8 protein-coding genes and 1 pseudogene are annotated in these 13,068 nt (G+C 69.3%); 5 read left to right on the forward strand and 4 right to left on the reverse strand.

Annotated elements, in window-relative coordinates; all coding sequences use genetic code 11:
• Window positions 1–5: 5 nt before the first annotated feature.
• The 4 genes from IFT54_RS17905 to bchF are packed head-to-tail and all read right to left on the reverse strand — an operon-like array spanning window position 6 to window position 6,949.
• Window positions 6–3,554 carry a magnesium chelatase subunit H gene (locus IFT54_RS17905; protein WP_192071608.1) on the reverse strand — a complete coding sequence of 1,183 codons (3,549 nt, stop codon included), beginning with the start codon at window positions 3,552–3,554 and terminating at the stop codon, window positions 6–8.
• The gene (gene bchB / locus IFT54_RS17910; RefSeq protein ID WP_192071654.1) at window positions 3,544–5,097 is read right to left on the reverse strand and encodes a ferredoxin:protochlorophyllide reductase (ATP-dependent) subunit B; all 1,554 of its coding nucleotides are present in this window, start codon (window positions 5,095–5,097) and stop codon (window positions 3,544–3,546) included. The genes IFT54_RS17905 and bchB overlap by 11 nt, the downstream gene beginning before the upstream one ends.
• Window positions 5,097–6,413 carry a ferredoxin:protochlorophyllide reductase (ATP-dependent) subunit N gene (locus tag IFT54_RS17915; protein ID WP_192071609.1) on the reverse strand — a complete coding sequence of 439 codons (1,317 nt, stop codon included), beginning with the start codon at window positions 6,411–6,413 and terminating at the stop codon, window positions 5,097–5,099. The genes bchB and IFT54_RS17915 overlap by 1 nt, the downstream gene beginning before the upstream one ends.
• Window positions 6,410–6,949 (reverse strand): 2-vinyl bacteriochlorophyllide hydratase, encoded by a 540-nt coding sequence (gene bchF, locus IFT54_RS17920; protein ID WP_192071610.1) that lies wholly within the window; start codon window positions 6,947–6,949, stop codon window positions 6,410–6,412. The genes IFT54_RS17915 and bchF overlap by 4 nt, the downstream gene beginning before the upstream one ends.
• A 223-nt stretch (window positions 6,950–7,172) precedes the next feature.
• Between bchF and IFT54_RS17925 the strand changes: the two genes are divergently transcribed.
• The 5 genes and pseudogenes from IFT54_RS17925 (at window position 7,173) to IFT54_RS20945 (ending at window position 13,063) form a co-directional block, all read left to right on the forward strand.
• Window positions 7,173–8,078 carry a cobalamin B12-binding domain-containing protein gene (locus IFT54_RS17925; RefSeq protein ID WP_192071611.1) on the forward strand — a complete coding sequence of 302 codons (906 nt, stop codon included), beginning with the start codon at window positions 7,173–7,175 and terminating at the stop codon, window positions 8,076–8,078.
• A 30-nt stretch (window positions 8,079–8,108) separates the two neighbouring features.
• Complete coding sequence (ppsR, locus tag IFT54_RS17930; RefSeq protein WP_192071612.1) at window positions 8,109–9,539, forward strand: transcriptional regulator PpsR; 1,431 nt, start codon at window positions 8,109–8,111, stop codon at window positions 9,537–9,539.
• 72 nt (window positions 9,540–9,611) lie between these two features.
• On the forward strand, window positions 9,612–9,818 hold the full coding sequence (locus tag IFT54_RS20940; protein ID WP_342354861.1) for a hypothetical protein: 207 nt from the start codon (window positions 9,612–9,614) through the stop codon (window positions 9,816–9,818).
• Between the two features lie 12 nt (window positions 9,819–9,830).
• Window positions 9,831–10,520 (forward strand): annotated as a pseudogene (gene bchG / locus IFT54_RS17935) ((bacterio)chlorophyll synthase); the annotation flags it as partial.
• Window positions 10,517–13,063 (forward strand): geranylgeranyl diphosphate reductase, encoded by a 2,547-nt coding sequence (locus IFT54_RS20945; protein WP_342354862.1) that lies wholly within the window; start codon window positions 10,517–10,519, stop codon window positions 13,061–13,063. The pseudogene bchG and the gene IFT54_RS20945, both read left to right, overlap by 4 nt.
• Window positions 13,064–13,068 lie beyond the last annotated feature (5 nt).

Below are 13,068 nucleotides of genomic sequence, written 5' to 3' on the forward strand. Positions count from 1 at the left end.
CGTCCTTATGCCGCGACCGCGGTGATACCCTCGAGGCGATCCTCGAGGTCGTCGCTTGCCGCATGGAGTGCGGCCAGCGTTGCTGCGTCGGGTGACCAGAAATGCCGGTCGCTCGCCTCGATCAGGCGGTTGGCGACGCGCGCCGACGCCTTGGGGTTCAGCGTCGCCAGCCGTTCGCGCATCGCGTCGTCGAGCACATAGGTCTCGCTGATCCGCTGATAGACCCAGGGGCTGACGTCTCCGGTCGTCGCCGACCAGCCGAGCGTGTTGGTAACGTGCGCCTCGATATTGCGGACGCCCTCGAAGCCATGCTTGAGCATCGCTTCATACCAGAGCGGATTGAGCATCCGGGTGCGTGTCTCGAGCTCGACCTGTTCGGACAGCGTCCGGACCTTGGTCGCGCCTTGCGTGGCATCGACGATATAGACCGGGGCCGCGCTGCCACGTGCGCGCGTGATCGAGCGGCTGATCCCGCCCAACGCATCGACATAATGGTCGATATCGGTGACGCCGAGTTCGACCGAGTCGAGATTCTGATAGGCGAGGTCGACGCCCGCGAGCGCGGCCTTGAACAGATCGGCCTGGCGCGCGGGGGTGCCGGTGCGGCCATAGGCATAGCCCTTTTGCCGTTCGAACACCTCGGCGATCTCGTCGGGATCGCTCCACGCGCCATCGTCGATCAGCAGGTTGACGTTCGCGCCATAGGCGCCCTCGGCATTGGAGAAGACGCGCAGTGCTGCGGTTTCGAGATCGCAGCCGGTCCGCTCGGCGTAGGCCAGCGCGTGGCGGCGCACCGCGTTGCGGTCGAGCGGTTCGTCCGCGGTCGCGGCGAGCCATGCGGCCTCCGCGATCATCCGCGTCTGGAGCGGCAGCAGGTCGCGGAAGATGCCCGACAGCGTGACGATCACGTCGATCCTGGGGCGACCGAGCTCGTCGAGCGCGATCAGTTCGGCGCCTGCGAGCCGGCCATAGCCGTCGAACCGCGGCCGTGCGCCGATCAGCGCGAGCACCTGCGCGATCTGAGTCCCCTCCGATTTCAGATTGTCCGTACCCCAGAGCACCATGGCCAGCGTCTCAGGGAAGGCCGCGCCGCTCGCGGTGTGGCGTGCGATCACCTCGTCGGCCTGTGCGAGGCCCTGCGCCATCGCGAAGCTGCCTGGGATCCTGAACGGATCGAAGCCGTGGATATTGCGCCCGGTCGGCAGAGCCTTGGGATTGCGCAGCACGTCGCCGCCGGGCGCCGGGCGGACGAACCCCGCATCGAGCGCATGGATCAGCGCGCCGAGTTCGGGATTGACGGACGACAGCGACGGATCGGCGCCCGCGGCGATCATCTGCGCGCGCATCGCCTCGGGCAGCGGCTCGCCGAGCACATGCAGGCCGTAGGGGATCAGCTCGCGTTCGACTTCGTAGAGATTGGCCGACAAGGCATCGAGGTCGCGCGCGTCGAGATCGAGCGCAGCCGCCGAAGCGACGATCATCGGATCGAGCAGGTCGCGCTCCGCCTGCGACGGCGACGAGCGCCACCGCTCGAGCAGCGCCTTGAGCTCGGTCATCCCCTTGTAAAGCCCCGCTTCCGCGAGCGGCGGCGTCAGATAGCTGATCAGCGTCGCGCCCGAGCGGCGCTTGGCGATCAGCCCTTCGGACGGATTGTTCGCGGCATAGAGATAGAGGTTGGGCAGGTCGCTGATCAGCCGTTCGGGCCAGCAGTCGCCGCTCAGCCCCGCCTGCTTGCCCGGCATGAATTCGAGCGCGCCGTGCGTGCCGAAATGCAGGACCGCATCCGCGGCGAAATCCTCGCGCAGCCAGCGGTAGAAGGCGCTGAACGCGTGGGTGGGGGTGAAGCGGCCCTCGAACAGCAGCCGCATCGGGTCGCCCTCATAGCCGAAGGCGGGCTGGATCCCGACGAACACCTGCCCGAACTGCGCGCCGAGGACGTGGATCGACGCGCCGTCGCTTTGCTGGCGACCGGGGGCGGGCCCCCATTGCGCCTCGATCGCGGCCAGATGCGGCTCGCGCCGGACATGGTCGTCGGCGGGGATGCGGGCATGGACATTGGCATCGGCACCGTAGCGCGCGGCATTGCCGTGCAGCACGGCCTCGCGCAGCGCGTCGACATCGGCGGGGACGTCCACCGCATAGCCCGCGGCCGCGAGCGCCGTGAGCGTGGCGTGGAGCGACTCCCAGACGGCGAGATGCGCCGCGGTACCCGTCGCGCCGGCATTGGGCGGGAAGTTGAAGAGTACGACGGCGAGCCTGCGCGCGCGCCGTTCGGACCGGCGCAGGTCGACAAGGCGCGCGACCTTGCCCGCCAGCGCCTCGGCGCGGTCGGGGCAGGAGCGCATCTCGCGCGTCAGCCCGGATTCGGTAAAGGTGCAGCGGCGTGCGCACCCGCTGCACGCGCCCGATCCGTCGGCACGCCCACCGAACACGCTCGGTACGACCGCACCGTCGAGTTCGGGGATCGCCACCATCATCGTCGCCTCGAGCGGCAACAGCCCCTGACGCCCCGCGCCCCATTGCTGGAGCGACTGGAATTCGAGCGGATGCGCCGCGACATAGGGCACGTCGAGCGTGGCGAGGATCGCCTCCGCCGCCTCTGCATCGTTATAGGCGGGGCCGCCGACCAGGCTGAACCCGGTGAGCGAGACGACCGCATCGACGATCGGCACGCCGTCGCGCATGAAGAAGCGCTCGATCGCGGGGCGCGAGTCGAGCCCGCTGGCAAAGGCGGGAATTACGCGCAGCCCGCGCGCTTCGAATGCGGCGATCGCGCCGTCATAATGACCAGTGTCGCGGCCGAGCAGATAGGAGCGCAGCATCAGCACGCCGACCGTGCCGCGCGAGCCTCCGTGAACAGGCAGCGCGTCCGCCCGGTCGGCGATCCGGTCCGGTATCGCCGGATGGTAGACGCCGACCTCGGGATAATCGCGCGGCGCGGCGGCGCGGACGGCGTGGCCCGCATAGCGGCCGGCGAGCGCCTGGATCATCCCGACGACATTGTCGTCGCTGCCCGCCAGCCAATATTGCAGCGTCAGGAAATAGGCGCGGACGTCCTGCGCGGTGCCGGGGATGAACCGCAGGATCTTGGGCAACCGCCGCAGCATCCGCATCTGTCCCGCGCCCGACGAGGCGCCGGGCTTGGCTGATCCGCGCAGCCGCTTGAGCAGCGCGAGCGGACCGCTGGCCGGCTTGTCCATGCGATAGTCGCCGAGCCTGGTCAGCCGGACGATCTCGCTACCCGACATCAGCCCGACCATCGCGGCACAGGCCTCGCGGCGCGCGGTCAGCGCGGGAAGGACCGCGCGGATATGATCGTCGAGGAACAGCATCGTCGCGATGACGATGTCGGCGCGGCCGATATCGGCGATGCAGCGATCGAGCGACCCGGTGCCGCGATCCCAGTCGGCCGCGGCGTGGAAGCCGATCGTGATCCCGCTATCGTCCGCGGCGAACCGTGCGGCGGCGCGTTCGGCGGCGCCCGACAGATGGTTGTCGAGCGTGACGATCACGACATGCAGCGGGACCGGGCGGCGGATGGCGCTATCGGGCATAATGGGCCTTCGCATCATAGAGCGTGTCGATCGTGATCGTTGCGACGTCGCGCTCGGCGGCGAACCGTTCGGTGTTGCGACGCGCCTTGCCGCGGACGAAGAAGGGGATCTTGAGCAGCTCGCGCTCGGCATCCGCCGACCAGACACGCGCGGCGCTGGCGTCGGGGGCGGGGCGGGATGCGATTTCGGGCGATACCGGCTGTGGGGCGGGCTCGGGCGCCACCGGGAGGGGCGCGAGATGGCTCGTACCGGCCATGTCGCTGAACTCGAAATCGTCGCGGAACATCGTCAGCAGGTGTTCCTCCAGCCCCATCACGAGCGGATGGACCCAGGTGTCGAACAGCACGTTCGCGCCCTCGAACCCCATTTGCGGCGAATAGCGTGCGGGGAAATCCTGGACATGGACGGGGGCCGAGATCACCGCACAGGGGATCCGGAGCCGCTTGGCGATATGCCGTTCCATCTGCGTGCCGAGCACCAGTTCGGGCTGCAGCGCCTGGATCGCCTCCTCGACGACCAGATAGTCGTCGGTGATCAGCGGCGTGACGCCGTAGAGCGCCGCGGCGGCGCGCAGGTCGCGCGCGAATTCGCGGTTGTAGCAGCCGAGCCCGACGACCTCGAACCCCAGTTCGTCGCGCGCGACGCGGGCGGCGGCGATCGCATGCGTCGCATCGCCGAAGATGAAGACCCGCTTGCCCGTCAGATAGGTCGAGTCGACCGAGCGGCTCCACCAGGGCAGGTGGCCAGGGTCGCACGCGCCCGCCGGATCGATCCCGGTCAGCGCTGCCAGCTCTGCGATGAAGTCGCGCGTCGCGCCGTGGCCGATCGGCACGGTGGTGACGACGGGCTGGCCGTGTTCGCGCGCGAGCCAGCGGCAGGCGGTGTCGGCGATCTCGGGATAGAGGCAGATGTTGAAATCGGCGTCGGGCAACCGGGCGATGTCCGCGGTGGTCGCACCGAGCGGCGCCACGACGTTCACCGCGATCCCCAGCGCATCGAGGATGCGGCGGACTTCGATCACATCGTCGCGGTGGCGGAAACCGAGCGCAGTCGGGCCGAGGATGTTGGCGGTCGGACGCGCGTTTGCCCGGTTGGGCGCGGGGCTGGGCGCGAGGGTCCGGACGAGCTGGTAGAAGGTCTCCGCCGCGCCCCAATTCTCCTTGCGCTGATAACTGGGCAGTTCGAGCGCCACGACCGGGCAGGGCAGGTCCATCGCCGCGACCAGCCCGGCGGGATCGTCCTGAATCAGTTCGGCGGTGCACGAGGCGCCGACCAGCATCGTGCCCGGCGTGAAGCGCGCATAGGCATCGCGCGCCGCGGTCTGGAACAGCGCGGCGGTATCCTTGCCGAGGTCGCGCGCCTGGAAGGTCGTGTAGGTGACCGGCGGGCGCTTGCCGCGCCGCTCGATCATCGTGAACAGCAGGTCGGCATAGGTGTCGCCCTGCGGCGCATGAAGGACATAATGGACGTCCTCCATCGCGGTCGCGATCCGCATCGCGCCGACATGGGGTGGTCCCTCATAGGTCCAGACGGTCAGCTGCATCACACCCTCAGCAGGTCGCGCCGCCGCAGCGGTCGCGCAAAGAGGTCGGCAAGGTCGCCCGCCTGGTCGAAGCCGTGGACGGGCGAGAAGACGAGCTCGATCGCCCATTTCGTCGTCAGCCCCTCGGCCTCGAGCGGATTGGCGAGGCCGAGGCCGCAGACAGTGAGGTCGGGGCGGTTCGCACGGACGCGGTCGAGCTGGCGATCGACATCCTGCCCCTCGCTCAGCCGCGTCGCGGCGGGGAGCAGCGCGAGTTCGCGCGCGAGGTGGCGGCGGTGGAGATAGGGCGTGCCGACCTCGACCGGGACCATCCCGAGCTCGGTCGCGAGAAAGCGCGCGAGCGGGATTTCGAGCTGGGAATCGGGGAGGAAGCTGATCCGCCGGCCCTCGAGCAGCGGGCGTGCATGCGCGAGCGCACGCTTGGCGCGTTCGCGGCCGGGCGCGATCGTGCGTCGGAACTGCATCTCGTCGATGCCGAACGCCTGGGCGGCGGCGTGCAGCCAGTCGGTCGTGCCCTCGGCACCGAACGGGAACAGCGCGTCGAGCCGGGTCGCGCCGCGATCCTCGAGTGCGCGCGCCGTCTCGCCGAGAAACGGCTGGGCGAGCAGGAAGCGCGTATTGGGCCCGACCGGGGGCATCCCTCCTGCGCGCCGTGCGGGCAGGCTGTGGACTGGGCCGATGCCGAGCGCGTCGAACAGCCGGAGGAACTGGTCCTCGACGACATCGGGCAGCGCGCCGACGATCATCAGGCTCGGCGCGGGAGATGCGTCGGCGGCGAGGCCAGGGACCAGTGCCGCGAGGCAGGCATCCTCCCCTTCGGTAAAGGTCGTCTCGATCCCGCTGCCCGAATAGTTGAGGATCCGGGTCGTGCCGCCATGCTTGACCGACAGCCGGGCCGCGGCGCGCGAGAGGTCGAGCTTGATCACCTCCGATGGGCAGGAGCCGACGAGGAACAGCAGCTTTATGTCGGGCCGGCGCAGCAGCATCTGGTCGACGATGCGGTCGAGCTCGTCGTTGCAGTCCGCCATCCCCGCGAGATCGCGCTCCTCGATGATCGCGGTGGCGAAGCGCGGCTCGGCAAACACCATCACGCCCGCCGCCGATTGCAGCAGATGCGCGCAGGTTCGCGAGCCGACGACGAGGAAGAACGCGTCCTGGATCTTGCGGTGCAGCCAGATGATCCCGGTGAGCCCGCAGAACACCTCGCGCTGGCCGCGCTCGCGCAGTACGGGCGCGGCGTCGCATCCGGTCCGGCCGAGATGCTGCGCGGTTGCCAGGGGGGCGGTGGGCAGGGGGGTGGAAAGCGGGGCGGTCATGACGCGACCATGCCCGCCGGTGCACGCTGCAACCGCGCGGCCCGCAGCTTGATCAGGAACTGCGCGGCATTGACGACGTAGCTCGCATAGGCCGCGAGCGCGAGCCACATGCGTCCCGCCTCGCTGCCGAAGTCGCGGGCGAGCGCGACGAGATAGGCGGTGTGCAGCGCGAGCACGAGCATGCTCACCACGTCCTCCCAGAAGAAGGCGGGGGCGAACAGCCATTGGCCGAACACCTGCTTCTCCCAGATCGCGCCGGTGATCATGATCGCGTAGAGCGCGCCCGTCTTGACCACGATCGATATCGTCGCGGCGACCACGCCGTCGCCCGTCGCGAGATAGCGCAGCACCAGCGTCAGACTGACGAGGAAGATCAGGAACTGGATCGGTGCGAGCACCCCCTGGACCAGCGTCCAGCCCGACGAGTCGCGGCGCTCGCGCTGGTCCGGCGTGTAGAGCGGGGCGGCTGCCCGGCGGGCGCCCGGGACGGCCGCGCCGCCCTGCCGATCTGCCGGAGAAAGGTCGTTCGCTTGCATCGCGCCCCGCCTGCCCAAGTTCCGATCGGACCTTACGCCCGCCCCTCAAAAAGTGTCAAGTTATTTGGACGTCCATAATCCGGAACAGGTTGTGCGGTGCAGCAAAACCGTCCGGTTGTCAGTCAATTGCAAGTGGGATATGCTGCGAGTCGCCGCTAATCTGCCAAATGCAGGTCCCGGTCTGTAGTTGTTGGCGTGTCGACCAGGCTGGGGAGAGCCGGTAATGGCAGCGGTTACTCACTATTCGCGCGGTTTCCGGTGGAGCACCGGGTCGTTTGCACGTCGGGACTGGAGCGATGGCCGCCGAGATCTTGGTCCGGGGCCGCGTCGCGATGACGGGGACTATGATCGCCCTTTGTCGGCGCTGATCGAATGCGAGATCATTCCGCGGCTGATGGCGGCACATGCCAGTGCGGCGATGCCCTCCGCCGAGATCGGGACGGATGGCCCGATCGACAGCGTCGAGGTGGGCATCTTCGCGCCGCTGGTGATGCAGGTCGATGCCGATCGCTTGCTCGCGCATATCGAGACGATCCTCGACCGCGGTGTCTCGGTCGAGACGGTCATGGTCGATCTGCTCGCACCCGCCGCGCGTCTGCTCGGCGAATATTGGGATGATGATCGCTGCGATTTCGTCGATGTCACGATGGGGTTGTGGCGACTGCAGGAAGTCGTGCACGAGATTGCCGGTCGCATGCCAAGCATCCGGACGGATCCGGGCGACCGGCATCGGGCATTATTCGCGTCGTTACAGGGCGATCATCACAGTTTCGGGACGATCGTCCTAGACGAGGTCTTTCGGCATGGCGGCTGGCTGACGGACCGGATCAACGACGCGGAGACGCCCGTGTTGCTGGATGCCGCGACGGCGGACTGGTTCGATATCATCGGATTGACGATCAGTTGCGACTGCCATATCGCCGGGCTTGCATCGATCATTGCTGCGTTGCGAGGGGTTTCGCGAAATCCTCGCGTCTGCATCATGGTCGGCGGTGCGATTTTCAATGCAGACCCGGATCTCGCCACCAAAGTCGGCGCCGATGGTACCGCGTCCGATGCGAAACTCGCGCTGAAAATGGCCGGCGATCTTCTCCGCGAAAGCGCATGGGGTACCACGGCGTGTAATTGATTGCTGCAGATTGGAGCGCGACGCTCGTCGATGGACAAGACTATCGCCTCTTCCCCGCATCTGGCCTTCGCCCGCCCCGACGCCGCGCCCGGGGCCCTGAGCGCGCGCGTGGCCGCGTCGCTGCTCGCGGCCGTCGGCGACGTCGCCTTCATCCTTGCCGCCGATGGGCAGATCCTCGACGTGGCGGTGTCGCAGGGTGATCTTGCCAATCACGGCTTTGCCGGCTGGGTCGGCGAACGCTGGATGGACACGATGACGGTCGAAAGCCGTCCCAAGGCGGCCGAGATGCTCGCGGCGGCGGGCCGCCCCGAACCCGCGCGCTGGCGACAGGTGACGCATCCCGCGGCGGGTGGCGACGTACCGGTCCGCTATCTGGTGATGTCGCTCGGCACTCCCGATCGGCTCGTCGCAATCGGTCGCGACCTGCGCGGCGCGGCGGCGACCCAGCAACGGCTGCTGCAGACGCAACAGGCGCTGGAGCGCGACTATATCCGCCTGCGCCAGGCCGAGACGCGGTACCGGATGCTGTTCGACATGGCGTCCGATGCGATCCTGGTCGTCGACGCCGGCTCGCGCCGCATCCGCGAGGCGAATCCGGCGGCGCTGCGGCTGCTCGATGCCGCCGCCGATACGCTGGTCGGTGCGCCGGTCAGCACGATCGTCGACCCGCATGATCGCGACGACCTGGTCGCGCATCTCGGTGCGGCGGAGGCGGCGGACGATGTCGCACCGGTTGCGCTGCGGCTGAACGATCGCGCGCTCGACGTGCGGATCGATGCGAAGCTGTTCCGTCAGGCGCGCAGCCCGTCGCTGATCGTCCGGATCGAGGCGGTCGAGCCGGTCGTCGGTGCGCGGCGGCACGAGGCCACGCTTGGCGACGTGGTCGAGCGCATGCCCGATTCGTTCGTGCTGGTCGATCGCGACTTGGTGGTGCTGACCGCGAATGCCGCCTTTGTCGAGCTGACCGAAATGCCGTCGATCGAGCGGCTGATCGGCGCGCGGCTGGGCGCGTGGCTGGGCCGGCCGGGCATCGATCTCGAGCTGATCGTCGCGCAGCTGCGCGAACATGGCTCGGTCCGCAACGTCGCGACGATCCTGCGCGGCGCGGCGGGTGCGAAGGCCGAGATCGAGGTGTCCGGCGTGGTCGCGCCGATGGGCGGCAGCGAGTGTTTCGGCTTCACGATCCGCCATGTCGGACGTCGCCTGCGCCAGGTGCCGCTGGTCGCGCACGACACGCCGCGATCGGTCGAGCAGCTGACCGAGCTGGTCGGCCGCATGTCGCTGAAAGAGATCGTGCGCGAGAGTACCGATCTGATCGAACGGCTCTGCATCGAGGCGGCGCTGGCCTATACGTCGGACAATCGCGCGTCCGCGGCGGAGGTGCTCGGCGTGAGTCGGCAAAGTCTCTATTCGAAGCTTCATCGCCACGGCCTCGGCAATCTCGTGTCGGGCGACGGCTGAACGCGCGACGGTCAGCGGCACCGGTGTCAACATATGTTGACAGATGAGGGTGTCTGATCCTAGCTTCTTGGCATGGATCGCCTGTCCGCTTCCCGTGTCGCGATGCCGCCGCCCGCGGCCCGCGACGTGCTGGAACTGCTCAAGCCGGTCACCTGGTTTCCACCGATCTGGGCGTTCCTGTGCGGGGTCGTGTCGTCGGGCGTTCCGCTGGGCGATCGCTGGCCGTTTCTTGTCGGGGGTATCCTGCTGACGGGGCCGCTGGTCTGCGGGACGAGCTAGGCGGCCAATGACTGGTTCGACCGCCATGTCGACGCGATCAACGAGCCGCTGCGGCCGATTCCGTCGGGGCGGATTGCCGGCAGCTGGGGCTTGCGGATCGCGATCGCAGGCAGCCTGATCTCGGCGGTGGTCGGGGTGGCGATGGGGCCGCTGGTATTCGCGGCGACCGGCGTCGCGCTGGCCTGCGCCTGGGCCTATAGCGCGCCGCCATTCCGGTTCAAGGCGAGCGGGATCTGGGGGCCCGCGGTGGTCGCGCTTACCTATGAGGGGCTGACCTGGTTTACCGGCGCGGCGGCGATGACGGGCGGCTGGCCCGACGCTGCGGTGCTGGTGATACTCGGCCTCTACACCGCCGGCGCGCACGGCATCATGACGCTCAACGACTTCAAGGCGGTCGAGGGCGACCGGATGATGGGGCTGCGCTCGCTGCCGGTCGTGCTGGGGGTCGATCGCGCCGCCCGGCTGGCCTGTATCGTCATGGCGGTCCCGCAGGTCGCGGTGATCGGCCTGCTGGCTTTGTGGGGGCACGGGCTGATCGGGCTGTTGGTCGCGGCGTTGCTGGTGGGGCAATTGGCGCTGATGGTGCGGCTGCTGCGCGATCCGCTCAAAAACACACCATGGTATAACGCGACCGGCACGACGCTCTATGTCCTCGGGATGCTGGCGTCGGCGTTCGGGCTCGGCGGGGTGGCGGGGTTGTGAGCGGGGTCCCGCTCGGCTGGCTCGGTATCGTGCGGCTCGGGCTGGTGCAGAGCGCGATCGGCGCGATCGTGATGCTGGCGACGTCGCTGCTCAACCGCGTGATGGTGGTCGAATATGCGCTGCCCGCGGCGCTCCCCGCCGGTCTGGTCGCCTGGCATTATGCGGTCCAGCTGTCGCGACCGGTCTGGGGGCATGGTTCGGATCGCGGTGCGCGGCGGACACCCTGGATCATAGGGGGCATGGCGGTGCTCGCGCTCGGCGCCTTGCTCGCGGTCGGTGCGCTGCCGCTGCTCGCCGCACGCGCGCCCGGGGGGCTGGCGCTGGCGATTGCCGCGTTTGCGATGATCGGCATGGGCGTGGGCGCGGCGGGCACCTCGCTGCTGGCGTTGCTCGCGACCCGAGTCGCGCCCGAGCGGCGCGCGGCGGCGGCGGCGATCACCTGGATCATGATGGTCGCGGGGATCGCGGTGACGGCGGGAGTGGCCGGTGCGCTGCTCGCACCTTTTTCCGCAGCACGGCTGACCCAGGTCGCGACTGGCGTCGCGGGGTGCGCGTTCGCGCTCGCGGTGGTGGCGCTTCTCGGTGTCGAGGGGGCTGTGGGGTTCAAGGAGCTTGCCCCGCTCGACGAATCGCTTCGGCGGGTGGATCGTTCGGCTAACCTGACTACGGCGTTGCGGACGATCTGGGACGATGGCGAGGCGCGCCGCTTCACGCTCTTCGTCTTCGTCTCGATGCTGGCCTATGCGATGCAGGACCTGATCCTCGAGCCGTTCGCCGGGCTGGTGTTCGGGCTCGCGCCGGGGGCCTCGACGCAGCTGTCGGGGGTGCAGCACGGGGGTGTGCTCGTCGGGATGATCGTCGCGGGGGTCGGCGGCGGGGCGTTTGGCGGCGGGCGGGGTGAAGGCGGGGAGACGCGCGGGCTGCGCTGGTGGATCGGTGGCGGGTGTCTCGGGTCGGCGGCGGCGCTGGCGGGGCTCGCGCTGGCGGCGCGGATCGGGCCGGGCTGGCCGCTGACCGCCAATGTCGCGCTGCTCGGCCTGGCCAATGGCGTCTTCGCGGTCGCGGCGATCGGCGCGATGATCGCGCTGGCGGGACGCGGGCAGGCAGAGGGGCGGGAGCAGGCGGGACTCCGCATGGGCGTGTGGGGCGCGGCACAGGCGATCGCCTTCGGGCTTGGCGGGCTGCTCGGCGCGACGGGCGTCGATCTCGGGCGGAGCCGGATCGACTCTCCCGCCACCGTCTTCACCCTGGTCTTCCTGGCCGAAGCGCTGGTCTTCGTCGCCGCCGCAGCGCTGGCGATGCGCAGGGCGGGTCGCCAGCAGGACATGACGCCAGTCGCGCGCGCGCGCGGCGGCGGCTTGACGACCTATGACTGCGTCGTCGTCGGCGGCGGCCCGGCCGGGGCGACCGCCGCTGCCGAGCTGGCGCAGGCGGGGCGATCGGTGCTGCTGCTCGATCGCGCGGGCCGGATCAAGCCGTGCGGCGGCGCCATCCCGCCGCGGCTGATCCGTGATTTCGCGATTCCCGATCATCTGATCGTTGGGCGGGCGCGAACCGCGCGGATGATCGCGCCGTCGCGGCGTGCGGTCGACATGCCGGTCGATCCGAGCGGCGCGGGCGGCTATGTCGGCATGGTCGACCGCGACACGTTCGACGAGTGGCTGCGCGACCGCGCTGCCAAACAGGGCGCTGAGCGGCGCACCGGGCGGTTCGAGGCGATCGTCCGCGACGGCGATGGTGGCGCACAGGTCCGCTATACCGATGGCGAGGGCGATCATCGCGTCCGCGCACGGTGCGTGATCGGCGCGGACGGCGCCCGGTCGCGCGTCGCCGAGGCGGTGTTCGACGATGCGGTGCGCAACCCGTGCGTCTTCGCCTATCACGAGGTGATCCGTACGCCGCAACCCGGCACCGCGGCGTTCGATCGCACCCGGTGCGACGTCTTCTATCAGGCCGAATTTTCGCCCGATTTCTACGGCTGGCTGTTCCCGCACGGCGACACCGCGAGCATCGGCGTCGGCAGCGCGCACAAGGGGCATGGCCTGCGCGACGCGACCAGCCGGTTGCGCGTGCGGCTCGGGCTCGAATCGTGCGTGACGCTGCGTCGCGAGGGTGCGCCGATCCCGCTCCGCCCGTTGCGGCGATGGGATAATGGCCGCGACGTGCTGGTGATCGGCGATGCCGCGGGGGCGGTCGCGCCGGCCTCGGGCGAGGGGCTCTATTACGCGATGCTGTCCGCGCGGTTCGCTGCCGAGGCGGTCGATACCTTCCTCGCCAGCGGAGACCCCAGGGCGCTCGGCGCGGCGCGGCGGCGCTTCATGCGCGCGCACGGGCTGGTGTTCCGCATCCTCGCGATCATGCAGCATTTCTGGTACCGCGACGATCGCCGCCGCGAACGCTTCGTGGCGATGTGCGCCGACCGCGACGTCCAGCATCTGACCTGGCACGCCTATATGAACAAGCGGCTGATCTATGCACGGCCGCTCGCCTATGCGCGGATCTTCGCCAAGGACATGCGGCATCTGCTGCAGACCGCGAGTTGATGCGC

Origin of the sequence: Sphingomonas sp. CFBP 13714 (assembly GCF_014842205.1) — a bacterium.
Taxonomy (GTDB): Bacteria; Pseudomonadota; Alphaproteobacteria; order Sphingomonadales; family Sphingomonadaceae; genus Sphingomonas; species Sphingomonas aerolata.